We start from the raw sequence: 23,482 nt of genomic DNA, 5'->3' as shown, positions 1-23,482 counted from the left end.
CGAACAGCCAAGGATCACGACATGGATTTTGCCCACCTGGACCAGCAACTGCGCGACAGCGTGCTGGACCTGAAACTGAGCAACGAAGAGCGGGACGAGCTGCGCCAGCTGGGCAGCGAACTGGGCCAGGACCAGGTGCGCTACATGCGTAACCGTGCCTTTGACCTGGTGCGCGAGCTGGCGCTGGCGGACAGCGTCAATGTGCTGCCGGCGTTGAAGTGGCTGGAACAAGTGATCAAGACCCTGGACGCCAACAGCGCCCCGGTCCGGGACATGGCCAGCGCCCACTTCAGCCCCGGCGAAGACTGCCGGCGCAAGATCCGCGACCTGTGCCGCCAGGCCCGGATCTCGGTGGATATCTGCGTGTTCACCATTTCCGACGATCAACTGAGCGACGAAATTCGCGCCTGCCACCAGCGCGGCGTGGCCGTACGGGTGATCAGCGACAGTGAAAAGCAGTTCGATGTCGGCAGCGATATCGCCGCGCTGCGCGAGGCCGGGGTGCCGGTGCGGATCGACGACACGCCGTTCCACATGCACCACAAGTTCGCCGTGTTCGATGGCCGGACCCTGCTCAACGGCAGCTTCAACTGGACCCGCAGCGCCACCACCGGCAATGAGGAAAACCTGCTGGTGATCGACCATCCGCAACTGGTGGCCAGTTACCTCAAGGAGTTCAACGAACTCTGGAGCCGCTACGCGCCGCGTTAAGGCGTGCAGCGGCGGGCCTTGACGCGGCCTCAGGCGGCGTTCGGCTGGCCCCAGGCGCTCTCGGCGGCCAGGTGGTCGATCAACTTCTGGCACAGCCCTTGGGCTTTTTCCGGGGCGCTCTGGCGCAGGGTTTCCAGGGCCAGGTGCAACTGTTGCACCGGGTTTTCGCCGATAAACAGGTTGCCCGGTTCCAGCCCGGCAATCGCCTCGTCGAAGCGTTGCTCGTGGATGTGCTTGAGCACCATGGCCTGGCTCAACTGGTGGGTGTAGGCCGCCTGCTGCTCCAGGCGAGCTTTCAGTTCGACAGCCTTTGCCTGGTCGTCGATGTAGACGTAGCTCAGCGCCAGCTGTTCCAGGAAGAAGTTTTTTTCCGCTGGATCCAGAGGCGCATTCTGACTGTCGTCGAGGGCTTGCACCGCCTGGTCCAGCAGTTCACCGGCTTGCCGGGTCTGCTCCAGGTCGTGCAGCAGCTTGGCCTGCAAGGCCAGTTTCATCGGTCGATCGGCGTATTCGAGCTGGGTGTTGAGGCGCGCCATTTCCTCCAGATTGTTGCGGATCAGCCAGCTGTCGCGGCGCAGGCGCGGCAGGTCGGCCTGCACCCGCAGTTGGGTTTCCAGGATCAGCAGGCGCAACCATGGCCATTGCTCATCGCCACGCAGGGTTTCCAGGGTCAGCAAGGCTTGCTCCAGCAGATGGGCGCACCATTGCGAGTGTTCCTCGACGTAGCTGCCCCACAGGCAGACCAGGCACCAGATACGCTGCGAGGGCGAAACGGCGCAGGCCTGCAGGGCCGCCTCGGCCTTGGCCATTTCGTTGCGCCCGACATGCCAGTTCAACAGGCTCAGCAGTAGATCGCTGGCGTAGCTTTCCGGCATCTGGGCGATCAGCCGTGGAGCCAGATCCGGGCGGTTGGCGTCCAGTATCAGCTTGAGCAGCGGCGGGTAGCCGAAGTAGTCCTCGGGCTCGAGGGCCTGCGCCAGCAGTTCGAACCCGGCCTCGAATTCCCCGGTTTCCATGAGCAGGGTCACGACGATGATCCGAGCCGATCCGGGCAATTGCGCAGCCATGGCCGGGAACTGCGCATCTTGCCCCTGGGCACGGTACTCGCGCAGGGTCTGCTCTATCTCGTGTGGGTCCAGTTCGTTGACCGGCTGTTTGAGCAGCAGTTGCCAGGCCAGGCCGATGCTGATGGCAGCCTCGTCGGCCAGGCCCAAGCTGCGTTGCAGGGCAGCCAACTGCCGGTGCTCGCCGGGGGAGTCCGGGCTCAGCTGGTTGACGCCGAAGGTCACCAGCAAGGCGCGGGCCTGCTCGTGTTCACCCTTGGCCAGCAGCAGCGGGATGCGCAGCAAGGGCGCTGACGGCAGGGGTTGATGCAGGCGCTCCAGCAAGCCCAGCACAGCCTGCGGGCCGTCGTTGTCGAGCAGGGTTTCGAGCAACTGGTTCAGTGCCATGGGCTGGTAGGTTTCATCCAGCTCGGCCAGTACTTCCAGGGCCTGTTCCGGGTGCCCCTGCCGGTACAGCGCTGCGGGCATCTGGAACAGCCCCAGTTGCCGGGCTTTACCCGTCAGGCGTTGGGCCAGTTGCAGGCCCACTTGCGGTTCGATGGCGCTCAGGTGCGCCGCGCGATTGATCTGCGCCGCCTCGTCCAGGGTGATGCCCAGGTCATTGCCGGCGCTGCGCTTGTTGGCATAGACCACCAGCAGCGTTATCACGCCGGTAATCAGCAGCAGGATGACAAGTACTTCCATGATGAATCTTCCTCGGGTGCGGCTGTTGGCCGGTGACGCGCCCCGCCAAGGGCGCGCAACCGGGGGGGCGTCAGTTGGTCTGGGAACTGAGCCAGATCTGGCCGTTGGCGATGCGCGCCATCAGCTGCTGTTTCAGCTCGCCGGCACGTTCGGGGGCACGCTGCTGCAGGTCTTCCAGGGCCTGGTACAGCAGCGACAGGGGCTTCTTGTCACTGAGCAGGATGCCCAGGTTCAGGCCCTCGATGGCCTGGGCGTAACGCTGATGCTGGATATGGTTGAGCAGCAGTTCCTCTTCCAGGATGCGACTGCCCGAATCCTCGGCGTTGAGCCGGTCCTGCAGGGCCTGGGCCTGTTGCGCCTCGTCGATGCTCAGGTAGGCGCTGGCGATGTCTTCCAGGTAGAAGCGCGCGTCCATCTCATCCACATCCGGCAGCGGCTCGCCATCCAGTAGCTGCACCGCCTGCTCCAGCAGGGACCTGGCTTGGGCGGTCTGGTCCAGGGCGTGCAGCAGCTTGGCCTGGTCGCACAGGTGCAGCAATTGCTCGTCACCGGGCATCTGCTGGCGCAGGCGGTGCATTTCCTCGATGCTGCTGCGCACCAGCCAGCTGTCCCGGCGATGAGCTGGCAGGTGGCTTTGCATCAGTAGCTGGGTTTGCAGGGCCTGCATGCGCAAGCTGTTGTAGAACTCATGTTCATTCTTGTAGCCGTCGATCAGTTGCAGGGCCTGGGCCAGCAGGGCTGTGGTCCATTGCGGCTGCGCCTGGTGCAACTCATCGCAGAGGTTGAGCATCAGCCCCGGACGCTGCGACTCGTGGCTGGCTCGCTGCAGCAGCAGGGCCTCGGCTTCGGCGGTCTGACCCTGGGCCGCCAGATGGTTGAGCAGTTGCAGCAGCAGGCTGTGCTGGTGCATCTCGGGGCTCAGGTCCAGCAGGCGCAGGGCGGTTTCGATGGGCTGGCGTTTCAGGGCCGAGTCCATCAGGTCGCTGTAGGTCGAGGAGTAGAGGGTGCCGTTGTCGGCCAGCAAGCTGAAGGCCGGCTCCAGATTGCCGGCATCGAACAGGGCGATCAGCGCCTGCACCTGTTCCTCGGCCGGCAGTTCGGCCGAGTGGGCCAGAATCCGCTCGGCATGCCCCTGGGTGGCGAACGCGTCGAACAGGCTGCGCAGCACAGTGTGATAGCGCTCCTGCCCGGGTTGCTGGAAGCTCGCCCAGGCCTGTTCGAGGCTGATCAGCGCGGCGTCTTGCATGCCCGCCTGAAATTGCAGGCGCGACAGCATCAGCAAATTGCCGATGCTCTGGCGTTCATGGGCCGCAGGGTTTTTCGGGTCGCCGAGCTCGCCGATCAGCGCCAGGGCGCGCGCCTGTTCACCGCGGGCCTGGAGGATTGGCACCTGCAGCAGCGGCCAACTGGGCAGGGATTCGCCCCAGTGCTCCAGGAGCTCCAGGCAGGCCTGGGTATCCTGGCTGTCGAGCAGCGTTTCAATCAGGGTATTGAGCACGTATTCCCGAGCGTGAGGCGACAGTTGCTGGTAGATCGCCGTGGCCTGGGCCTTGTGCCCAGCTACATAGAGCTCGCTGGCCACCAGTTGCAGGGCCAACTGCTGCGCTTCGCCCTCCGGCAGTTGCAGCGCCAGTTCTAGGGCCAGCTGCGGCTCGGCCTTGCTCATCAGCAGGGTCTGATTGATCTGGGCGGTGAGGTTGCCGGTCTGTTCCAGGTACTGCTGCTGGTCGGCGGATTTCTGGCGCAAGTACAGGATCAGTGCGATGAACAGCAGCACGATGACGAGCAGGGTGACAAAGAGGGTCATGGACGTCCTTTTCTATTGCACAGCGGCTCTGGCGCGGTGCGCGCCAGCCGGTTTGCGCGGGGTTATAAAGCCATGGTTACGGGCTGGCAACCGACTTTACCCAGGCAATGCATTTCAGCGGATGTCGTCCAGGGTCCGAGTGGCCGGTCAGCGGTCGGGCAGGGCGGCGGGTTTCGGGTTAGACTTGCCGCCTTTTCGCACATTCAAGAAGCCCGCACATGGCCCAGCCGTCCACCACCTACAAATTCGAACTGAACCTGACCGACCTCGACCGCGGGGTCTACGAAAGCGTCAAGCAGACCATCGCCCGTCACCCTTCGGAAACCGAAGAGCGCATGACCGTGCGGCTGCTGGCCTACGCCTTCTGGTACAACGAGCACCTGTCGTTCGGTCGGGGTCTGTCGGACGTGGATGAACCCGCCCTGTGGGAAAAGAGCCTGGATGACCGCGTCCTGCACTGGATCGAAGTCGGCCAGCCGGACGCCGATCGCCTGACCTGGTGCTCGCGCCGCACCGAGCGCACCAGCCTGCTGGCCTACGGCAGCCTGCGGGTCTGGCAGACCCGGGTGCTGGACGCGGTGAAGAACCTGAAGAACCTCAACATCGCCGGCGTGCCCCAGGACGTCCTCGAGACCCTGGCCAAGGACATGCCGCGGGTCATCAAGTGGGACGTGATGATCAGCGAAGGCACGATCTTCGTCACCGATGATCGCGGCCAGCACGAAGTGCAGCTGGAATGGCTGCTGGGCGAGCGCGGCTGATCGCCCGCTCCGCACCTGAACGATCCACCGTCCCCCCAGAGAAGTTGCTGTTAGCCCATGCGTATCGAACCCCGTGAGTTGCCCGCCGTCCTGCCCTTTCTCGGCGATCTGCCGCCACTGCTGACCCGCCTTTATGCCGCCCGTGGCGTGCAGTCGGTGGAGGAGCTGGACAAGAGCCTGGCGCGGCTGATCCCGTATCAGCAGCTCAAGGGCATCGACGCCGCGGTGGACCTACTGGTGACCGCCCTGGACCAGCGCCAGCGCATCCTCATCGTCGGCGACTTCGACGCCGACGGCGCCACCGCCAGCACCGTGGGCTTGCTGGGCCTGCGCCTGCTGGGCGCGGCCCATGTCGATTATCTGGTGCCCAACCGTTTCGAATACGGCTACGGCCTGACCCCGGAAATCGTTGCCGTGGCCCTGCAGCGCGAGCCGCAGCTTTTGATTACCGTGGACAACGGCATCTCCAGTGTCGAGGGCGTGGCGGCGGCCAAGGCAGCAGGCTTGCAAGTGCTGGTCACCGACCACCACTTGCCCGGCCATGAACTGCCGGCGGCGGACGCCATCGTCAACCCCAACCAGCCGGGCTGCGAGTTTCCGAGCAAGGCCCTGGCCGGGGTCGGGGTGATCTTCTACGTGCTGATGGCCCTGCGCGCCCGTTTGCGCAGCCTGGGGCGCTATGAAACCCAGCCGCAGCCGAACATCGGCGAGCTGCTGGACCTGGTGGCCCTGGGCAGCGTGGCGGACGTGGTGCCCCTGGACGCCAACAACCGCATCCTGGTGCACCAGGGCCTGGAGCGGATTCGCGCCGGTCGCGCACGGCCGGGGCTCAAGGCGATTCTCGAAGTGGCCAAGCGTGATCATTCGCGCATCACCTCCACCGACCTGGGCTTTATCCTCGGCCCGCGGCTCAACGCCGCCGGGCGCCTGGACGACATGAGCCTGGGTATCGAGTGCCTGCTCAGCGACGACGTTTCCGCCGCTCGGGCCATGGCCGCCCAGCTCGACGAACTGAACCAGGACCGCAAATCCATCGAGCAGGGCATGCAGCGCGAAGCGTTGGCCCAGCTCAAGGAACTGCCGGTGGAGTCGATGCCGTTCGGCCTGTGCCTGTTCGACGCCGACTGGCACCAGGGGGTGATCGGGATTCTCGCCTCGCGCCTGAAAGAGCGTTACCACCGGCCGACCATCGCCTTTGCCGATGCCGGTGACGGCATGCTCAAGGGCTCGGCGCGTTCGGTGCCGGGCTTTCATATCCGCGACGCCCTGGACGCCGTGGCCGCGCGCCATCCGCAACTGATCAGCAAGTTCGGCGGCCACGCCATGGCCGCCGGGCTGTCGCTGCCGGAACAGAACTTCCCGGCCTTTGCCGAGGCCTTCGACGAAGAAGTGCGGCGCCAGCTGCGCGAAGAAGACCTCACCGGGCGCCTGCTGTCGGACGGCACCCTGGCCGTGGAAGAGTTCCACCTGGAACTGGCCCGCGCCCTGCGCCATGCCGGGCCCTGGGGCCAGCATTTCCCCGAGCCGATGTTCCATGGCGTGTTCGAACTGGTGGAGCAGCGCATCGTTGGCGAACGCCACCTGAAAGTGGTGCTGCGCAGCGAATGCGGCTCACTGAAGCTGGACGGCATTGCCTTCGGCATCGACCGCGAAGTCTGGCCCAACCCGACCATCCGCTGGGTGGAGCTGGCCTACAAGCTCGACCTCAACGAGTTCCGTGGCCAGGAAACCGTGCAGTTGATGATTGCTCATATCGAACCGCGTTGAGGCGGGTACTGCCGATCAGCTCAACGCTGGAGTGAGCGAAAAATCACTTGTGGCGAGGGAGCTTGCTCCCGCTGGACTGCGTAGCAGTCCCATTTTTGGGGCCGCTTTGCGCTGGTACGCCAGCCCGGCCCAGCGGGAGCAAGTACAGTGCTTGTCCTTAACTGATTGGCAGTAAGTGATGTGGGTGGTTTTGCCAGACTTTGGGAAAGCGCGGCGGCGGCATGTCTCTTTCTTTTGTAAGGGGTTTCCGAGACACTCTCGGGCGCTTGCGGCTGGGTATTCGGCTCACTAGGCTCGGATCGTCACTGAATTTTCAGTGATCGGGTTTAGCAGCCTGTTACCAAGACACGTGAATGTTGCCGCGAGCCCAGTTGGCTTTCCTGCCTGCTGTGTTCTGTTATGGCGGCTGTGCGTGGGGCGCCCTTTGGGTGCGCCGGGTTCCTTGGACCGGTCTGCTAACCCGCGTACAGCTGCCACCCTTACGTTTAGCAGCGTTGGGTGGTGGCTCCATTCCAAGGAGCTGCACCATGAAAAAGATCGTCCCCGATCCGCCGGTTCTCCATCCTTCTTCCCGTCGTAATCCAGACCACGATCTGGCCAATGAAGCTGTGCGCCATGCACTGGCCAATACTTGCGTAAACGGCTCGTTGATCGCGACTCTGCAACCCACCGTGGCCGGCCCTGCAGGGCCTGATAACCCCTTCACTGTGCGCCCCGGTATCAGTGCCGAAGAAGCGCTGATTCATGTGTCCATGCTGCTCAAGGCCGCCGAGGAGGTGTCCGATGAAATCACCGAGCACGCCAGCGGCATCGAGCGTGGCCTGATCTGGTCGCTGGTGCATTCGGTGGAGATGGCCCGCGGCGTGGTGGAAGCCTTGCTCGATGGCAATCGCAGGGGGCCTGCAATCTGACGCTCTGCTAGCCGCTGCCCCGCCGCAGCGGCTAGCGCTTGGGCCCGGGGGCAAGTTTTTACCCCTGCACCCATCAGGAACCCTGCCAGCGGCAGTGTTGTCGACTAGTCTCTAAGCACTGTCTGATTGGCCTTGTGACCTTTTGTCATTCTTCTACCCGCGGGGGCGGGCGCTTCACTTCGCAGTCACTCGTCGACCGTTCAAACAGAACCCTGGAGCCTGACCATTGACCGAGAGGTGCCCCATGAGTCTGCTGCTTGAACCCTATACCTTGCGTCAACTGACCCTTCTCAACCGCATCGCCGTGTCGCCCATGTGCCAGTACTCGTCGGTGGACGGGTTGGCCAACGACTGGCACCTGGTGCACCTGGGCAGCCGTGCCGTCGGCGGCGCCGGGTTGATCTTCACCGAGGCCACGGCGGTTACCGCCGAAGGCCGGATCACCGCCCAGGACCTGGGCCTGTGGAACGACGCGCAGATCGAACCCTTGCAGCGCATCACCCGTTTCATCACCGCCCAGGGCGCGGTGGCGGGTATCCAGCTGGCTCATGCCGGGCGCAAGGCCAGTACTCATCGGCCTTGGCTGGGCAAGTCCGGCAGCGTCAAGCCCGAGGACGGCGGCTGGGTGCCGGTGGGGCCCTCGCGGATTGCCTTCGACCCGCAGCACACACCGCCGACCCAGCTCGATGAAGGGCAGATCGGCGAGATCATCCAGGCCTTCGTCGAGGCCGCCAAGCGCGCCCTGGTGGCCGGTTTCAAGGTGGTGGAAGTGCATGCTGCCCATGGCTACCTGCTGCATCAGTTCCTCTCGCCCCTGAGCAACCAGCGCCAGGATCAATACGGTGGTTCGTTCGAAAACCGCATTCGCCTGGTGTTGCAGGTGACCGAAGCGGTGCGGGCGGTATGGCCTGAAGAACTGCCGCTGTTCGTGCGGGTGTCGGCCACCGACTGGGTGGAGGACGGTTGGAACCCGGATGAAACCGTGGAGCTGGCGCGGCGGCTCAAGGACCTGGGGGTGGATTTGATCGATGTGTCGTCCGGCGGTACCGCGGCCAATGCCGAGATTCCCACCGGGCCGGGTTATCAGACGCGCTTTGCCGAGCGAGTGCGCAAGGAGTCGGGGATTGCCACCGGGACCGTGGGGATGATCACCGAACCGGCCCAGGCGGAGCATATTTTGCGTACCTGTCAGGCGGACATCATCTTTCTCGCCCGTGAGCTGCTGCGTGATCCTTACTGGCCGCTGCATGCCGACGATGACCTGGGCGGGCGCAAGGCGATCTGGCCGGCGCAGTACCAGCGGGCGACCCACAGGGACCAGCCGATTCATGAGTCGGACCTGCGGGATTAAGCTCGTTCAGGCGTAAAAAAACCGGCCTCTGTGGGCCGGTTTTTTTGTGTCTGGCGTCAGGCCGCCTTCGCGGCCAAGCCGGCTCCTACACGGACGCCGCCGATCTGTAGGAGCCGGCTTGCCGGCGAAGAGGCCCGTAGGGCGGGCCGGGGCTGTCAGCGGGTCACGGGTATTTGCGTTTGTCCGGCGCCGGCGGGAAGTACTGGTACAGCCAGGTCTCGCTCAGGGTTCGGTCGTTGGTGCGGATGAACAGCCGCAGCTCCACCGGTTCGACGCTGTCGTTGGTGGGGAACCAGTCGAAGGTGATGCGGTAGCCCTTGATCTCGTCCAGCACCAGCACGTTGAAGTCCTTGACCTCGCCGTTAGACGCGGTGACCACCGGCTCGATGCCGGTGCCCGCTGGCAGGCGGTCGAGGCCGCCGCCGGTGAAGTCCACGGCAAAGCGCCGCGCCCAGACTTCCGGGTAATGCTCGCCCGGGGCCCAGCCTTCGACGAAACCGCCCATGCCGGAGCGGGTGGCGTGTACTCGCGCCAGGGGCGTGCCCACGGGCGGCAGGGCGCTCCAGTAGAGTTTGTAGCCGTAGTTCAGCGAGTCCCCGGCGGCCACCGGTTTTTTCGGGGTCCAGAAGGCCACGATGTTGTCCAGGGTTTCGCCGGTGGTGGGGATTTCCAGCAGGTCGATGCTGCCTTCGCCCCAGGCAGTGGTGGGCTCGACCCACAGGCTCGGGCGGCGGCTGTACCAGTCCACGGTGTCCTGGTAGCTGGCGAACTCGTGGTCGGTCTGTACCAGGCCGAAGCCTTTCGGGTCCTTGTCGGCGAAAGCGTTGAATTGCAGGTTCGCCGGGTTGTTCAGCGGGCGGCAGATCCACTCGCCGTTGCCGCGCCACATGGCCAGGCGGTCGGAGTCGTGGATCTGCGGGTGGATGGTGTCGCACATGCGCCGTTCATGGGTGCCGCAGCTGAACATGCTGGTCATCGGTGCAATGCCCAGTTGTTCGATGGCGGTGCGGGCATTGATGTGGGCGTCGACGTCCATCACCACGCGTTCGGCCTGGCAGTCGATGTCGAAACGGTAGGCACCGGTAGCGCTCGGCGAGTCCAGCAGGGCGTAGACCACGAAGCGGGTGCTGTCCTTGTCCGGGGTCTCGAACCAGAACTGGGTGAAGTCGGGGAATTCCTCGCGGCGCTTGGCGTAGGTGTCGATGGCCAGGCCACGGGCCGAGAGGCCGTACTGGCCGGTGGCGTCCACTGCGCGGAAGTAGCTGGCACCAAGGAAGGACACCACGTCGTGCTTGTCCAGTTCCGGGGCCTTGAACAGCTTGAACCCGGCAAAGCCCAGGTCGCCCTTGAGCTGGGCGGTGTCGACGCTGGTGTTCTGGTAGTTGAACAGTGGCGGACGGAAGTGCACCTCCCGCGCCTGGCGGGTCTTGGGGTCGACACTGTGCATGCGCACCGGCTGCTTGAAGCCCATCCCGACGTGGAAGAACTGCACGTCCAACTGCCCGTTCAACTCGTTCCACAGCGAGTGCTTGCTGTCGTACTGGATGGCGTTGAAGTTCTGCGGGGTCATCTTCGCCAGGGTGGGCGGCAACACCTGCTTGGTGTCCACGTACTGGCTGGCGGCAAGTTGCTTGGCCTGGGCCTTGAGCTGCTCGAAATCGAACGCCTGGGCCTGGCCATCAGCGGCGCCGGCCCAGGCGCGGGCGGCCAGCAGGCCGCTGGCCGAGAGGCCGGTATAGGCCGCCAGGGCCATGGAGGCTTTGAGGAGATTCCTGCGGTGCATGGTTGAACCTTGATCAGAGAAAGATCCCAAGCCGTTCCTGGCTGCGTGGGGGGATCGCGAGGGGTGGTTCGGTCATGCCATCGGCCAAACGCAACGGACTATAAACAGACGCCGGATAGAATAAACGGTTCGCCAGGGGCAGAAAAATGATTAGCTTGTGTCCATTGGTAACCGCCCGATCCCCTTTAGGAACTGCTCCCATGCTGCACCCGCGCTTGCTCGGCGAAGACGATATCCCCTTGCTCAAATGGATCGACCGCGCCGAGGTCATCGATGAGTTCTACCGCCTGTGCAATGGGCAATTGAGCTGCTACGCCCAGCATGAAGTGGTGCAGGGCTGGCCGGAGGGCGAGGCCGAGCATGATGCGCTGATCTTGCAGCAGTGTTACCGGCGTGGCGGTTGGCTGTACGGGGTGTTCGACGGCCCGGCGCTGGTGGCCGCGGTGGTGGTGGATTGCCTGCCGATCGCCTGTGCCGGGCTGGATCTGCGGCAGTTGAAATTCCTCCATGTGAGCCAGGCCTATCGCGGCCTTGGCCTGGGCCGGCAGTTGTTTGCCCTGGCCCGGGAGCAGGCCCTGGTCCTGGGGGGGCAGGGCTTGTATGTGTCGGCCACGCCGTCGCGGCATACGGTGGATTTCTACAGGAGCCTGGGCTGCGAACTGCTGGCCACGCCTGACCCGGAACTGCTGCGCATCGAGCCCGAGGACATCCACCTGTACCTGCGCCTGGCCTAGGCCGCCAGGCGCTTGCGCCAGCTTGGCCAGGCCGCGATGGTCACGGCCCGCAGCAGCCACTCGCAGGGGCCGTACTGGTGGCTGCGCAACCACAGGGTGCTGAGCTGCATCTGCAGCAGGTAGATGGCAACCACCAGCAGCACAATCCACAGCGGCGGCAACTGGTTGACCAGCCCCAGCCCGTAGCCGGTGAACAGCAGCCCCAGAATCAGCGATTGCAGCAGGTAGTTGCTCAGGGACATGCGCCCCAGAGGCGCCAGCCGTCGGCACAGGCGTTGGCCCGGGGCCGAGCCGAAGGCCTTGAGCAGCAGCATGGCGTAGCTGGCCGAGAGCAGTGGTGCGGTCAGTTGGCTGATGCCGTAGCCGAGCACTTCCAGGCCGCCGCCAGGCGCATAGGCCGCCCAGTAGCCGTAGAGCAGGGCGCCACCCAGGCCCAGCGGCAGGCTGATCCTCAGCAGCCGTGCCAGGTGCGGTTCGAAGGCGTAGGGCGCCACCAGCAGCTTGTTGCGCCCCGCCACATAGCCCAGCAGGAACATTGCCAGGGTGCAGGGGCCCTGCAGCAGCCACAGCGCCGAGGCGGTTTCCAGCAGGTGCGAGGCGTTGTAGGCCAGGGTTTGCAGGGCGCTGCCGCTCAGGGCCAGGTCTTTGAGTACCGGCCCGCCATCGGCGGCGCCGGTGTAGAGGCCGGCCTCCAGCAGGGTGATGCCGAACAGCAGGAACAGCGCCGCCGTGCCGCTGATCAACAGTGCGGCCAGGGCCGCCGCCCAGCGGACCGACAAGCCGCGCAGCATCAGCAGGACCAGCCCCAGCACGGCGTACAGCGAGAGAATTTCGCCATAGAACAGCAGGGCGCCGTGGATCAGGCCGATCACCAGCAAGGCCAGTTGCCGGCGCAACATGCGCGGCACGAAGCGCTCCCCCGAGCGTTCGGCGGAGGTCATCTGCAAGGTGAAGCTATAGCCGAACAGGAACGAGAACAGCAGGTAGAACTTGGTCTCGAAGAACACCGACACCAGCCAGCGAACCAGGTGGTCAAGGCTACTGGCGTAGCCCGGGTTGCTCACCGACGAGGCGTAGTACGGATCGGCGAAGGACCAGATATTCACCGCCAGGATGCCCAGCAGGGCGAAACCGCGCAGGGCGTCCACCTGCTCCAGGCGCGCTGCTTGCGTCGCTCCGGAGGCCGTCATCTGCGGGGTACCGGCAACAGCGGTGGTGAAAGCGGGGTACAGCGCATGGAACGGACCTCCGGGGTGGATCGAGCCAGAGGCTCAATTAACCCGATCAGGCCGGGGCGCAGCTATGGGGATTTTGTTAAAAAGCGTCAAGATGCGGGCTCAGCTTCCCGCCTGGGCGGGCGCTGAAGGTTCCAGGCACTGGGCGCCGCTGGCCGGCATCTCATTCTTTTTGCTCCACCAGGTCAGCGGCCAGAGGCTATGCAGGTCACCGCGCTTGAGTGCTTCCTGGTGACAGGCCAGGGCCCTGGGTCTGTCGGTGACGCCCCACTGGCCATCGGCATAGCCACTGCCCAGGTAGTAGAAGGCGCTGCCTGAATCCAGTTCCCTGGCGGTGCGCAGCACCAGCTCTTCGGACTTGCGCGGCTGCTGGCATTGGGTGATCGAGCCATCGCCGACTGGGTCGCAGTAGTACATGGACAGCATCAGCGCCGCCTCGGCATCGGTCTTGGCGTAGGGCAGCAGCAGTTCTTCCGGCTCCCCCGGCTTGAGCGCCGGGGCCATGCCCGAGTAGCCGAGGCTGACCGCCTGCACCGCGGCCTTGGGTGAGCCGTGGCGGGCGGCATCGAGCAGGATGCGTTGCCCGAGCTCGAAGAAGTACGCGGTCAGCGGGTACTGCTCGCGTCCGCCGTAGCCCAGGAACAGGTCAGCCTTGCGCATCTGTCGCTGCAGGGCGCTTTCGCCTGCGGGGGCGTTGTGTGTGAGCAATTCGTCCATGGACCATTGCTCGACGCGCACCAGTTGCCAGCAGGCACCCTGTTCAAAGACGAAGGCTTGCACCACATCGCCCAGGGGATCGTTGACCACCAGGGTATTGCCCTCCCAGAAGGTCTGCAGGCCAGCTTCGGCCTGGGCCTTGGGGGCGAGCCGGGTCAGCAGGTGGTGGGTGTCGCCCGTGAGCTTGTAGCGCGCGGTGACTTCCCGGCCGCGCTCGTCAGTGATCGGCCGTTGCTCGACCAGTGGCACGGCAGTGAATGCCTGCTGCAGTTCCGGGCTGCTGGCAAAGGCCTGGGCAAAGACCTTCAGGTCGCTGGACGGGCAGGCAGGTGCGGCGGCGGCCTGGGCGGCGGCACCGAGCATCAGGCTCAGGGCGATCAGGTGCAAACAGCGACGGGGGGTGGGCATCGGCAGGGTCATCCGGGGGCGATACAGAACAGGCATGTGGGCAAGCAGGCTCATTGGCTTTGCGGGTCGCAATACAGCACCGAGCTGCCGGGAGTATGGCGGTCTTCGGTGAGCAGCGGGCGTTCCCGGCCATCACCGAAGAAGGCGGTTCCCAGGTGCTGGCGCACGCTGTCGACACTGTCCTTGAGATACAGGGCGTGGACCGAGAACGGCCCGCGATAGGGAATCATCACCGCGCTGACTGCCAGGCCGTGGTACTGGTCGTCGACGCAATAGCGGGCGGCTTCGTCCAGCTCGCAGGGCTGCAGTTGGCGTTCGCTGAAGTACGCGCCCCGGGGCTGGTGGTCGCTGGCGTCCAGGTAGACGTTTTCCATGGAGCAGTCGGCAAGCCCGGCGAACTGCTGCTCCAGGCTCATGGCCAGGCAGGGGCGGCCAATGATCAGCAGTACAAGCGCCAGCCAGAAGCGCGCAATTGGGGTGTTTCTACTGGGCATGCAACTGCTCCCTGGGCAGGCACAGCCGGCACAGACCCTGCGCCAGCCAGATCGCCAGCAATGGCGGCACGGTCATCAGGAAGCAGTAGACGTAGCCGCGTATCGGATGGTCGGGAAACATTGCCCAGGCGGTGAACAGCGCCAGGGTGCCAATCAGGACCAGCTTGACCTTGAGCTGGGGCACCAAGACCTGCAGGAAGCTGACGACGATCAGCAGTTGCAGCAGCAGTTCCACCATCATCCCCAGACCGAAGCCCTTGGCGAGAGCGCCGAAGTGGCTGCGGTACACCGGTATGCCCCAGACATGGGCGTAGTAGAACAGCAGCGGTGGCAGGCAATGGGGCACCAGGCCGGTGAGGATTCGCGTCACCTGATAACGGCTGGCAGCGTCCAGGCTCATGGGCGGCACTCGCAGGCGGTGGCGGGGTTGTCACGGGGCATGGGCGCATCCTTGCTGCCGGAAGGTATGGGGTGAGCCCGGGCAGTGGCGCCGGTGCTTTTCAGGAGGCGGATAGTGCCGTAACTCGGGGCGCCAATCCAGTGGGGCGACGCCGGTGTTCCAGGCCGGGCAAAGCAACATTCAGAAGCACTATCGCCGCATCGACCCGGGCACTTCTCTCTAGGCTTACAGCCTTATGTGTCGACATGACACCTATTTTCCGGAGGCAGCAGATGAACACCCGTGGATTGCTCGATCAATTACTCAGGTCCGGCCAGGAAATGCTGCAGAACAAGGCAGGCGCAGCGCCGGCGGAGCACGGCAAGGGCTCCCAGGGCGGCCTCGGCGGCTTGCTCGGTGGCCAGTCCGGCGGCCTCGGTGGGCTGCTTTCCGGCGCCGGTGGCGGTGCCTTGGCAGCCGGGGCCATGGGCCTGCTGCTGGGCAACAAGAAGGCCCGCAAGTACGGCGGCAAGGCCCTGACCTACGGCGGTCTCGCGGCCCTCGGCGTGCTGGCCTACAAAGCCTACGGCAACTGGCAGGCGCAGCAGGGCGCCGCGCCGCGCAACGAACCCCAGACCCTGGACCGCCTGCCGGCGCAGCAGGTGGAATTGCACAGCCAGGCGATCCTCAAGGCGCTGGTGGCTGCGGCCAAGGCCGACGGCCATGTGGACGAGCGCGAGCGGGCGCTGATCGAGGGCGAGTTCCGCAAGCTGGACAACGACCCGCAATTGCAGCAGTGGCTGCACAGTGAACTGAACAAGCCCCTGGACCCGGCGGATGTCGCCCGGGCCGCGAGCACGCCGGAAATGGCCGCGGAAATGTACCTGGCCAGCGTGATGCTGGTGGATGAAGAGCACTTCATGGAAAAAGCCTACCTGGACGAGCTGGCGCGCCAGTTGCAACTGGCGCCGGGGCTCAAGGCCGAACTGGAGAACCAGGTGCGCCAGAACAATCTCTGAAGCGGCGCTGGGAGTGCCGTTCGCCACGGATGGCGGTTCTGCCGGATGGATTTGCCGAATTGCCTTGGCTGGGGTGATAAAACCGCCGCTGAGCCGCCATCCAGAGCGGGTGCACAAATTTATCGAAAGTGCCAACCGTGGTGCTAAACCACCCATAAAACCTGCATCGTCCTCGGCTATACTCCCCACATTTTTGAATGGCCTCGAGGACTGACTGTGAAGAACTGGACGTTGCGCCAACGCATTTTGGCGAGCTTTGCGGTGATTATCGCCATCATGCTGTTGATGGTCGTCGTCTCGTACTCGCGGCTGTTGAAGATCGAATCCGGTGAAGAGCGCATGCGCAATGACGCGGTGCCCGGGGTCTATTTCAGTTCGATGATCCGCAGCGCCTGGGTCGACACCTACCTGCAGACCCAGGAAATCATCGGCCTCAAGCAGAATCAGGACATCAGCGCCGAGGACAAGGCGGACTTCAAGGCCTTCGAAGAACGCCTGCAGACCCAGATGACCAATTACAAGCAGACCATCAACAGCCGCGAGGACCAGAGCGAGTTCGATGCCTTCGAGAAGGATCTTCAAGAGTTCAACCGCATCCAGGCCGCCGTGCTCGATCTGCACCAGCGTCGCCAGGAGGCCGAGGCAATCCGCCTGTTCAATGAGCAACTGACCCCGGCCTGGACCGCCGGGCGGATGAAACTCAACGACATCATCAGCGAAAACAAGGCCGTGGCCGACTCCGCCACCGCCGCCATCGACGATGCAGTGGCCGCGGCCAAGGTCAGCATGGGCGTGTCGTTGCTGCTGGCGGTGCTGGCTGCCGGGCTCTGCGGCCTGCTGCTGATGCGCGCAATCATGGCGCCGATGAACCGCATCGTGAGCATTCTGGAAATCATGCGCACCGGTGACCTGAGCGGCCGCCTGAACCTGGACCGCAAGGACGAGTTCGGCGCCGTGGAAACCGGCTTCAACGACATGATGACCGAGCTCACCGCCCTGGTGTCCCAGGCCCAGCGCTCCTCGGTGCAGGTCACCACCTCGGTGACCGAGATCGCCGCCACCTCCAAGCAGCAACAGGCCACCGCCACCGAGACGGCCGCCACCACCACGGAAATCGGCGCCACCTCGCGGGAGATCGCCGCGACCTCCCGGGACCTGGTGCGCACCATGACTGAAGTGTCCAGCGCCGCCGACCAGGCCTCGGTGCTTGCCGGCTCCGGCCAGCAGGGCCTGGCGCGCATGGAAGACACCATGCACTCGGTGATGGGCGCGGCAGACCTGGTGAACGCCAAGCTGGCGATCCTCAACGAGAAGGCCGGCAACATCAACCAGGTGGTGGTGACCATCGTCAAGGTCGCCGACCAGACCAACCTGCTGTCGCTCAACGCCGCCATCGAGGCCGAGAAGGCCGGCGAGTACGGCCGTGGTTTTGCCGTGGTCGCCACTGAAGTGCGGCGCCTGGCGGATCAGACCGCAGTGGCCACCTATGACATCGAGCAGATGGTCCGTGAGATCCAGTCGGCGGTGTCGGCGGGGGTCATGGGCATGGACAAGTTTTCCGAGGAGGTGCGCCGCGGCATGGCCGAGGTGCAGCAGGTGGGTGAACAGCTGTCGCAGATCATCCATCAGGTCCAGGCCTTGGCTCCGCGGGTGTTGATGGTCAATGAGGGCATGCAGGCCCAGGCCACGGGTGCCGAGCAGATCAACCATGCCCTGGTGCAACTGGGGGATGCCAGCAGCCAGACCGTCGAGTCCCTGCGCCAGGCCAGCTTTGCCATTGACGAGCTGAGCCAGGTGGCGGTGGGGCTGCGCAGCGGCGTTTCGCGTTTCAAAGTCTGATGGATGAGCTCGCGCACAAGCGCAACGGCGCAACTGGTGCCAAGAATGCTCTGTTCCTGGTGTTCCGCATCGGCCAGGAGCGCTATGCGCTGCAGGCCGTGGATGTGGTGGAGGTGTTGCCGCGCCTGCAGCTCAAGCCCATTGCCCAGGCGCCGTCCTGGGTGGCCGGGGTGTTTGCCTATCGCGGCGTGGTGGTGCCAGTCATCGACCTGTGCGAGCTGACCTTCGGCCGCCCGGCGCAGTTGCGCACCAGTACCCGGCTGGTGCTGGTGCACTACCGTGGCGATGCCGGGCAGCCGGCGCGGATTCTCGGGCTGTTGCTGGAACAGGCCAACGACACCCTGCGCTGCGACCCGGCGCAGTTCCAGCCCTATGGCCTGGACAACTGCCAGGCGCCATACCTGGGGCCGGTGCGCGAAGACGCCCAGGGCCTGCTGCAATGGGTGCGGGTCGACGACCTGCTGCCCCTCAAGGTGCGTGAGCTGCTGTTTCCCGCCGTGCCCCTGGATCCGGCATCGCTTGAGGAGCCTCGATGAGCGAGGAGCAACGATTTTTCGATTTCCTCAAGGAACGTATCGGCCTGGATGTCGCCTCCGTGGGGCCGGCGATCATCGAGCGCGCGGTACGCCAGCGCTGCAATGCCCTGTATGCCCGCAGCAGCGATGAGTACTGGCAGAAACTGCAAGGCTCGCGGGATGAGCAGCAGGCCCTGATCGAAGCGGTGATCGTTCCGGAAACCTGGTTTTTCCGCTATCCGGAATCCTTCGCTACCCTGGTCAAGCTGGCCAAGGCGCGGCTGGCGCAGATCAAGGGCATGCGGGCCCTGCGCCTGTTGAGCCTGCCGTGCTCCACCGGCGAGGAGCCCTATTCCATCGCCATGGCCCTGCTCGATGGCGGCCTGGCGCCGCATCAGTTCAAGGTCGACGGCCTGGACGTCAGCCCGTTGTCGGTGGAGCGGGCCAAGGCTGCGCTGTACGGCAAGAATTCCTTTCGTGGCCAACCCATCGAGTTTCGCGAGCGGCACTTCAACCCTGAAGAAGGCGAGCGTTATCGCCTGAGCGAGCGGGTTCGTGAGCAGGTGCGGTTGCAGGTGGGCAATGTCCTGGATCCGGGCTTGCTGGCCAGTGAACCGGCCTTCGATTTCGTGTTCTGCCGCAACCTGCTGATCTATTTTGACCAGCCGACCCAGCGCCAGGTGTTCGAGGTGCTCAAGCGCCTGACCCATGAAGAGGGCGTGCTGTTCATCGGCCCCGCCGAAGGCAGCCTCCTGGGCCGCCTGGGCATGCGCTCCATCGGCATCCCGCAGTCCTTCGCCTTCAGCCGCCACCATGAGCCCGAGCCGGCCCCGGTGGTGGTGCCGCAACCCTTGCCGCTGCCGGTTCCCGTGCGCAGCGTGGTGCCCCCGGCGCCGCGCCCACGGCCGTTCGCCAGGCGCCCGGTAGCGGCGCCGTTGAGCGACGGCGCGCTGATGGAAAGCGATGCCGCCAGCCTGCTGGCCACCATTGCCGCCCTGGCCAACGAGGGCAAGAGCGCCGAGGCCCGTGCCGCCTGCGAGCGTTATTTGCAGCAGCACGAGCCGGTGGCCCAGGTGTTCTACTGGCTGGGCCTGCTCAGCGATGTGGCCGGCAACGCCATGGAAGCCCAGGGTTACTACCGCAAGGCCCTGTACCTGGCGCCCCAGCACCCCGAAGCCCTGGCGCACTTGGGCGCGCTGCTGGCTTCCCAGGGTGATGTGGCCGGGGCCCAACGATTGCAGGAGCGCGCGGCCCGCAGCGTTCGCTCTGCCGACAGTGAGTTGAAACGATGAGCCATCCCTATTCATTGGACGTCACCCGTGAAGATGCGCAGGCCATTGATGATTGCTGGAACCGCATCGGTATCCATGGCGACAAGTCCTGCCCGTTGCTGGCCGAGCACATTCATTGCCGCAACTGCTCGGTGTATTCGGCCGCCGCCACCCGCCTGCTGGACCGCTATTCGTTGCGCCAGGAGGACCGCGAGCATTCGGTGGTGCTGGAGGCCGACAGCGATGTGGTCACTCGCTCGCTGCTGATGTTCCGCCTCGGCGAAGAGTGGCTGGGCCTGCCGACCCGCTGCCTGCTGGAAGTGGCACCGCAGCAGGCGATTCATTCCTTGCCGCACCAGCGTTCGCGCGCCCTGCTGGGGGTGGCCAATGTCCGCGGGGCGCTGGTGGCCTGCCTGTCGCTGACCGAGCTTCTGGGGCTGGATCCTTCCCCGGCCGCGCCGGCGGGAGGACGGGTGATGCCGCGCATGCTGATCATCGGCGCCGCCGGAGGCCCGGTGGTGGTGCCGGTGGACGAAGTGCACGGCATCCACGCCATCGACGAGCGCATCCTCAACGGCGCCTCGGCCTCCGGCGAGCAGGCCAATGCCAAGTACACCCGTGGCGTGTTGCAATGGCAGGGGCGCAGCCTGCGCCTGCTGGACGAAGAGCAATTGCTCGCGGCCGTGACCCGGAGCCTGACATGACCCCCGATCAGATGCGCGACGCCTCGCTGCTGGAGCTGTTCAGCCTGGAAGCCGAAGCCCAGACCCAGGTGCTCAGCACCGGGCTGCTGGCCCTGGAGCGCAACCCGACCCAGGCCGACCAGTTGGAAGCCTGCATGCGCGCAGCCCATTCCCTCAAGGGCGCGGCGCGGATTGTCGGGGTCGATGCCGGGGTCAGCGTTGCCCACGTAATGGAAGACTGCCTGGTGAGCGCCCAGGAAGGGCGGCTGTACCTGCAGCCCGAGCATATCGATGCCCTGCTGCAGGGCACCGACCTGCTGATGCGCATCGCCACCCCGGGCGGTGCGGAGCTGGTCGCCGCGGACATCCCGTTGTACGTGGCCCTGATGGAGCGCCTGTTGACCCCAGGGGCCGCGATGCCGGCGGCGCAAATGCCGGAACCGCCAGTACCGGAGCTGCCAATCGCACAACCGCAAGCCCCGGTGCAAGCCCATGGAGCGTTCCTGGGCGAGCCCGAGGCCGAGCCCGTGCTGCTGGCTGCCAGCGAACCCGCCCATGAGCCCGCTCGCCCGGGCAAGCGCATGACCGAAGGCGGCGAGCGGGTGCTGCGGGTCACGGCCGAACGTCTCAACAGCCTGCTGGACCTGTCGAGCAAATCCCTGGTGGAAACCCAGCGGCTCAAGCCCTACCTGGCCACCTTGCAGCGCCTGCGGCGGATCCAGAGCAACAGCCTGACCGCCCTGGAAAACCTCAACCTGCACCTCAAGGAACATGCCTTGAGCCTGGAGGCTCAGGAGGCCCTGGCGGATGCGCGGCGCCTGCTGGCCGAATCCCAGCAGTTGCTGGCGGAGAAAACCGCCGAGCTCGACGAATTCGGCTGGCAGGCCAGCCAGCGCGCCCAGGTGCTCTACGACACCGCGCTGGCCTGCCGCATGCGGCCCTTTGCCGACGTACTTACCGGCCAGGTGCGCATGGTTCGCGACCTGGGTCGCAGCCTGGGCAAGCAGGTACGCCTGGAGATCGAGGGGGAGAAGACCCAGGTCGACCGCGATGTGCTGGAGAAACTCGAAGCGCCGCTGACCCATTTGCTGCGCAACGCTGTCGATCACGGCATCGAACTGCCGGAGCAGCGCCTGCTGGCGGGCAAGCCGGCGGAAGGGGTGATTCGCCTGCGGGCATCCCACCAGGCCGGTCTGCTGGTGCTGGAACTCAGTGACGACGGCAATGGGGTCGATCTGGAGCGTTTGCGCCAGAGTATTGTCGAGCGCCAGTTGTCGCCGGCGCAGACCGCGGCCCAGCTCAGTGAGGAAGAGTTGCTGACCTTCCTGTTCCTGCCGGGCTTCAGCCTGCGGGACAAGGTCACCGAGGTCTCCGGTCGCGGCGTCGGCCTGGATGCGGTGCAGCACATGGTGCGTCAGCTGCGCGGGGCGGTGGTGCTGGAACAGGACACTGGCCAGGGCAGCCGTTTCCACCTGGAGGTGCCGCTGACCCTGTCGGTGGTACGCAGCCTGGTGGTGGAGGTCGGCGACGAGGCCTACGCCTTCCCGCTGGCCCATATCGAACGCATGTGCGACCTGGAGCCCGAGGCCATCGTCCAGGTGGAAGGGCGCCAGCATTTCTGGCACGAAGGCCGGCATGTCGGCCTGGTCGCCGCCAGCCAGTTGCTGCAGCGGCCGGCAACCCAGGAAAGCGCGCCAACTCTGAAAGTGGTGGTGATCCGCGAGCGCGATGCGGTGTACGGGATCGCCGTGGAGCGTTTCATCGGCGAGCGCACCCTGGTAGTGCTGCCGCTGGACGACCGCCTGGGCAAGATTCAGGACATCTCCGCCGGAGCCCTGCTCGATGACGGCCGGGTGGCGCTGATCGTGGATGTCGAGGACATGCTGCGCTCGGTGGACAAACTGCTCAATACCGGGCGTCTGGAGCGCATTGCGCGCAACCATCAGCAGCACGCACAGGCCGCGCGCAAGCGTATTCTGGTGGTGGACGATTCGCTGACGGTGCGTGAATTGCAACGCAAGCTGCTGATCAACCGCGGTTACGACGTGGCGGTGGCAGTGGATGGCATGGATGGCTGGAATGCCTTGCGTTCGGAAAGCTTCGACCTGTTGATCACCGACATCGACATGCCGCGAATGGATGGAATTGAATTGGTCACACTCTTGCGTCGTGACAATCGCCTGCAGTCCCTGCCGGTGATGGTGGTGTCCTACAAGGACCGTGAGGAAGACCGGCGCCGTGGACTGGATGCCGGTGCCGACTATTATCTAGCCAAAGCCAGTTTCCATGACGACGCCCTGCTGGATGCAGTGGTGGAACTGATTGGAGGAGCGCGGGCATGAAGATAGCGATAGTCAATGACATGCCCATGGCCGTGGAGGCCCTGCGCCGTGCCCTGGCCTTCGACCCCAGCCACGAGGTGGTGTGGGTCGCCACCAATGGTGCGGAAGCTGTGAAGTACTGTGCCGAACTGACCCCGGACCTGATTCTCATGGACCTGATCATGCCGGTGATGGATGGCGTCGAGGCCACGCGGCGGATCATGGCCGAGTCGCCGTGCGCCATCGTGATCGTCACCGTCGATCGCCAGCAGAATGTGCACCGGGTGTTCGAAGCCATGGGCCACGGCGCGCTGGATGTGGTGGACACCCCGGCCCTGGGCGCGGGCAATGCCCAGGAAGCGGCGGCGCCACTGTTGCGCAAGATCCTCAATATCGGTTGGCTGATCGGCCAGCGCGGCAGCCGGGTGCGTTCCGCGCCCCAGCCACTGCGCAGCGGTGCGCCACGCCAGAGCCTGGTGGCCATTGGCTCCTCCGCGGGTGGGCCGGCGGCTCTGGAAGTGTTGCTCAAGGGCTTGCCAAAGGACTTTGCCGCCGCCATCGTGCTGGTCCAGCACGTTGATCAGGTGTTTGCCGCAGGCATGGCCGAATGGCTCAGCAGTGCCTCCGGCCTGGAGGTGCGCCTGGCCCGGGAAGGCGAGCCGCCGCAAAGCGGCAAGGTCCTGCTGGCGGGCACCAACCATCATATCCGTCTATTGAAGAACGGCACCCTGGCCTATACCGCCGAGCCGGTGAACGAGATCTACCGGCCCTCCATCGATGTGTTTTTCGAGAGCGTTGCCAGTTTCTGGAATGGCGATGCGGTGGGGGTGCTGCTGACCGGCATGGGCCGTGACGGCGCCCAGGGCTTGAAGCTGATGCGTGATCAGGGTTATCTGACCATCGCCCAGGACCAGAACAGCAGTGCGGTGTATGGCATGCCCAAGGCGGCCGCTGCCATCGGCGCCGCCTCAGAGATTCGCCCGCTGGACAAGATTGCTCCACGTTTGCTGGAGATATTTGCCAAATGA

The 23,482-nt window shown here is 65.1% G+C and carries 20 protein-coding genes; 13 read left to right on the top strand and 7 right to left on the bottom strand.

What is annotated here, in order from left to right:
* Positions 1-21 precede the first annotated feature (21 nt).
* Positions 22-711 carry a phospholipase D-like domain-containing protein gene (locus M2395_RS16035; RefSeq protein ID WP_011059464.1) on the top strand — a complete coding sequence of 230 codons (690 nt, stop codon included), beginning with the start codon at positions 22-24 and terminating at the stop codon, positions 709-711.
* Between the two features lie 29 nt (positions 712-740).
* Here M2395_RS16035 and M2395_RS16030 read toward each other — a convergent pair whose 3' ends face one another.
* Entirely contained in the window at positions 741-2,459 is a 1,719-nt protein-coding gene (locus tag M2395_RS16030) for a hypothetical protein (protein ID WP_123430111.1), read from the bottom strand.
* Between the two features lie 70 nt (positions 2,460-2,529).
* On the bottom strand, positions 2,530-4,266 hold the full coding sequence (locus M2395_RS16025) for a hypothetical protein (RefSeq protein ID WP_123430112.1): 1,737 nt from the start codon (positions 4,264-4,266) through the stop codon (positions 2,530-2,532).
* A gap of 218 nt (positions 4,267-4,484) precedes the next feature.
* On the opposite strand from M2395_RS16025, the gene M2395_RS16020 reads away from it, so the two are divergent.
* The 4 genes from M2395_RS16020 to M2395_RS16005 all read left to right on the top strand — a co-directional run bounded on the left by M2395_RS16020 (position 4,485) and on the right by M2395_RS16005 (position 9,056).
* Entirely contained in the window at positions 4,485-5,027 is a 543-nt protein-coding gene (locus M2395_RS16020) for a YaeQ family protein (protein ID WP_041116152.1), read from the top strand.
* Between the two features lie 57 nt (positions 5,028-5,084).
* The gene (gene recJ / locus M2395_RS16015) at positions 5,085-6,794 is read left to right on the top strand and encodes a single-stranded-DNA-specific exonuclease RecJ (protein ID WP_011059468.1); all 1,710 of its coding nucleotides are present in this window, start codon (positions 5,085-5,087) and stop codon (positions 6,792-6,794) included.
* 527 nt (positions 6,795-7,321) lie between these two features.
* Positions 7,322-7,705, top strand: coding sequence for a DUF6124 family protein (locus M2395_RS16010; protein WP_077933402.1), 384 nt, complete (start codon positions 7,322-7,324; stop codon positions 7,703-7,705).
* Positions 7,706-7,949: 244 nt separating this feature from the next.
* On the top strand, positions 7,950-9,056 hold the full coding sequence (locus M2395_RS16005) for an NADH:flavin oxidoreductase/NADH oxidase (RefSeq protein WP_077933403.1): 1,107 nt from the start codon (positions 7,950-7,952) through the stop codon (positions 9,054-9,056).
* Between the two features lie 163 nt (positions 9,057-9,219).
* On the opposite strand, the gene M2395_RS16000 is transcribed toward M2395_RS16005, so the two are convergent.
* Positions 9,220-10,839 (bottom strand): glucan biosynthesis protein D, encoded by a 1,620-nt coding sequence (locus tag M2395_RS16000; RefSeq protein WP_011059470.1) that lies wholly within the window; start codon positions 10,837-10,839, stop codon positions 9,220-9,222.
* Positions 10,840-11,039: 200 nt separating this feature from the next.
* On the opposite strand from M2395_RS16000, the gene M2395_RS15995 reads away from it, so the two are divergent.
* Positions 11,040-11,573 carry a GNAT family N-acetyltransferase gene (locus tag M2395_RS15995; protein WP_041116160.1) on the top strand — a complete coding sequence of 178 codons (534 nt, stop codon included), beginning with the start codon at positions 11,040-11,042 and terminating at the stop codon, positions 11,571-11,573.
* Here the strand turns inward: M2395_RS15995 and M2395_RS15990 are convergent.
* The 4 genes from M2395_RS15990 to M2395_RS15975 form a co-directional block, all read right to left on the bottom strand.
* Positions 11,570-12,763, bottom strand: coding sequence for a DUF418 domain-containing protein (locus tag M2395_RS15990; RefSeq protein ID WP_053149219.1), 1,194 nt, complete (start codon positions 12,761-12,763; stop codon positions 11,570-11,572). The genes M2395_RS15995 and M2395_RS15990 overlap by 4 nt on opposite strands.
* A gap of 147 nt (positions 12,764-12,910) precedes the next feature.
* Complete coding sequence (locus M2395_RS15985; RefSeq protein WP_233447049.1) at positions 12,911-13,933, bottom strand: hypothetical protein; 1,023 nt, start codon at positions 13,931-13,933, stop codon at positions 12,911-12,913.
* Between the two features lie 50 nt (positions 13,934-13,983).
* On the bottom strand, positions 13,984-14,427 hold the full coding sequence (locus M2395_RS15980; RefSeq protein ID WP_053149225.1) for a hypothetical protein: 444 nt from the start codon (positions 14,425-14,427) through the stop codon (positions 13,984-13,986).
* A complete protein-coding gene (locus tag M2395_RS15975) occupies positions 14,417-14,827 on the bottom strand; it encodes a hypothetical protein (protein ID WP_053156518.1) in 411 nt (136 codons plus the stop codon). The genes M2395_RS15980 and M2395_RS15975 overlap by 11 nt, the downstream gene beginning before the upstream one ends.
* A gap of 272 nt (positions 14,828-15,099) precedes the next feature.
* On the opposite strand from M2395_RS15975, the gene M2395_RS15970 reads away from it, so the two are divergent.
* The 7 genes from M2395_RS15970 (at position 15,100) to M2395_RS15940 (ending at position 23,482) form a co-directional block, all read left to right on the top strand.
* On the top strand, positions 15,100-15,825 hold the full coding sequence (locus tag M2395_RS15970; RefSeq protein WP_015634302.1) for a tellurite resistance TerB family protein: 726 nt from the start codon (positions 15,100-15,102) through the stop codon (positions 15,823-15,825).
* A 216-nt stretch (positions 15,826-16,041) separates the two neighbouring features.
* On the top strand, positions 16,042-17,664 hold the full coding sequence (locus tag M2395_RS15965; RefSeq protein WP_011059477.1) for a methyl-accepting chemotaxis protein: 1,623 nt from the start codon (positions 16,042-16,044) through the stop codon (positions 17,662-17,664).
* The gene (locus M2395_RS15960; protein ID WP_123430114.1) at positions 17,664-18,200 is read left to right on the top strand and encodes a chemotaxis protein CheW; all 537 of its coding nucleotides are present in this window, start codon (positions 17,664-17,666) and stop codon (positions 18,198-18,200) included. The genes M2395_RS15965 and M2395_RS15960 overlap by 1 nt, the downstream gene beginning before the upstream one ends.
* Positions 18,197-19,471 (top strand): protein-glutamate O-methyltransferase CheR, encoded by a 1,275-nt coding sequence (locus tag M2395_RS15955; RefSeq protein WP_123430115.1) that lies wholly within the window; start codon positions 18,197-18,199, stop codon positions 19,469-19,471. The genes M2395_RS15960 and M2395_RS15955 overlap by 4 nt, the downstream gene beginning before the upstream one ends.
* Positions 19,468-20,154: a chemotaxis protein CheW gene (locus M2395_RS15950; protein ID WP_015634305.1), complete on the top strand. Its 687-nt coding sequence runs from the start codon at positions 19,468-19,470 to the stop codon at positions 20,152-20,154. Before M2395_RS15955 ends, M2395_RS15950 begins: the two co-directional genes overlap by 4 nt.
* Positions 20,151-22,475, top strand: a complete 2,325-nt coding sequence (locus tag M2395_RS15945; protein ID WP_123430116.1) for a hybrid sensor histidine kinase/response regulator — start codon at positions 20,151-20,153, stop codon at positions 22,473-22,475. The genes M2395_RS15950 and M2395_RS15945 overlap by 4 nt, the downstream gene beginning before the upstream one ends.
* A complete protein-coding gene (locus M2395_RS15940; RefSeq protein WP_011059482.1) occupies positions 22,472-23,482 on the top strand; it encodes a chemotaxis response regulator protein-glutamate methylesterase in 1,011 nt (336 codons plus the stop codon). Before M2395_RS15945 ends, M2395_RS15940 begins: the two co-directional genes overlap by 4 nt.

The sequence above is a fragment of the Pseudomonas sp. BIGb0176 genome, from assembly GCF_024810175.1.
Taxonomy (GTDB): Bacteria; Pseudomonadota; Gammaproteobacteria; order Pseudomonadales; family Pseudomonadaceae; genus Aquipseudomonas; species Aquipseudomonas protegens.
Note: the sequence above shows the minus strand (reverse complement) of the source record. Positions and strands in the feature narration are given on the sequence as shown.

Bases quoted from the DNA above. Each gene is read 5' to 3' on its own strand.
- M2395_RS16035 (WP_011059464.1), top strand. From the start codon at position 22: ATGGATTTTGCCCACCTGGACCAGCAACTGCGCGACAGCGTGCTGGAC.
- M2395_RS16030 (WP_123430111.1), bottom strand. From the start codon at position 2,459: ATGGAAGTACTTGTCATCCTGCTGCTGATTACCGGCGTGATAACGCTG.
- M2395_RS16025 (WP_123430112.1), bottom strand. From the start codon at position 4,266: ATGACCCTCTTTGTCACCCTGCTCGTCATCGTGCTGCTGTTCATCGCA.
- M2395_RS16020 (WP_041116152.1), top strand. From the start codon at position 4,485: ATGGCCCAGCCGTCCACCACCTACAAATTCGAACTGAACCTGACCGAC.
- recJ (WP_011059468.1), top strand. From the start codon at position 5,085: ATGCGTATCGAACCCCGTGAGTTGCCCGCCGTCCTGCCCTTTCTCGGC.
- M2395_RS16010 (WP_077933402.1), top strand. From the start codon at position 7,322: ATGAAAAAGATCGTCCCCGATCCGCCGGTTCTCCATCCTTCTTCCCGT.
- M2395_RS16005 (WP_077933403.1), top strand. From the start codon at position 7,950: ATGAGTCTGCTGCTTGAACCCTATACCTTGCGTCAACTGACCCTTCTC.
- M2395_RS16000 (WP_011059470.1), bottom strand. From the start codon at position 10,839: ATGCACCGCAGGAATCTCCTCAAAGCCTCCATGGCCCTGGCGGCCTAT.
- M2395_RS15995 (WP_041116160.1), top strand. From the start codon at position 11,040: ATGCTGCACCCGCGCTTGCTCGGCGAAGACGATATCCCCTTGCTCAAA.
- M2395_RS15990 (WP_053149219.1), bottom strand. From the start codon at position 12,763: ATGACGGCCTCCGGAGCGACGCAAGCAGCGCGCCTGGAGCAGGTGGAC.
- M2395_RS15985 (WP_233447049.1), bottom strand. From the start codon at position 13,933: ATGCCCACCCCCCGTCGCTGTTTGCACCTGATCGCCCTGAGCCTGATG.
- M2395_RS15980 (WP_053149225.1), bottom strand. From the start codon at position 14,427: ATGCCCAGTAGAAACACCCCAATTGCGCGCTTCTGGCTGGCGCTTGTA.
- M2395_RS15975 (WP_053156518.1), bottom strand. From the start codon at position 14,827: ATGAGCCTGGACGCTGCCAGCCGTTATCAGGTGACGCGAATCCTCACC.
- M2395_RS15970 (WP_015634302.1), top strand. From the start codon at position 15,100: ATGAACACCCGTGGATTGCTCGATCAATTACTCAGGTCCGGCCAGGAA.
- M2395_RS15960 (WP_123430114.1), top strand. From the start codon at position 17,664: ATGGATGAGCTCGCGCACAAGCGCAACGGCGCAACTGGTGCCAAGAAT.
- M2395_RS15955 (WP_123430115.1), top strand. From the start codon at position 18,197: ATGAGCGAGGAGCAACGATTTTTCGATTTCCTCAAGGAACGTATCGGC.
- M2395_RS15950 (WP_015634305.1), top strand. From the start codon at position 19,468: ATGAGCCATCCCTATTCATTGGACGTCACCCGTGAAGATGCGCAGGCC.
- M2395_RS15945 (WP_123430116.1), top strand. From the start codon at position 20,151: ATGACCCCCGATCAGATGCGCGACGCCTCGCTGCTGGAGCTGTTCAGC.
- M2395_RS15940 (WP_011059482.1), top strand. From the start codon at position 22,472: ATGAAGATAGCGATAGTCAATGACATGCCCATGGCCGTGGAGGCCCTG.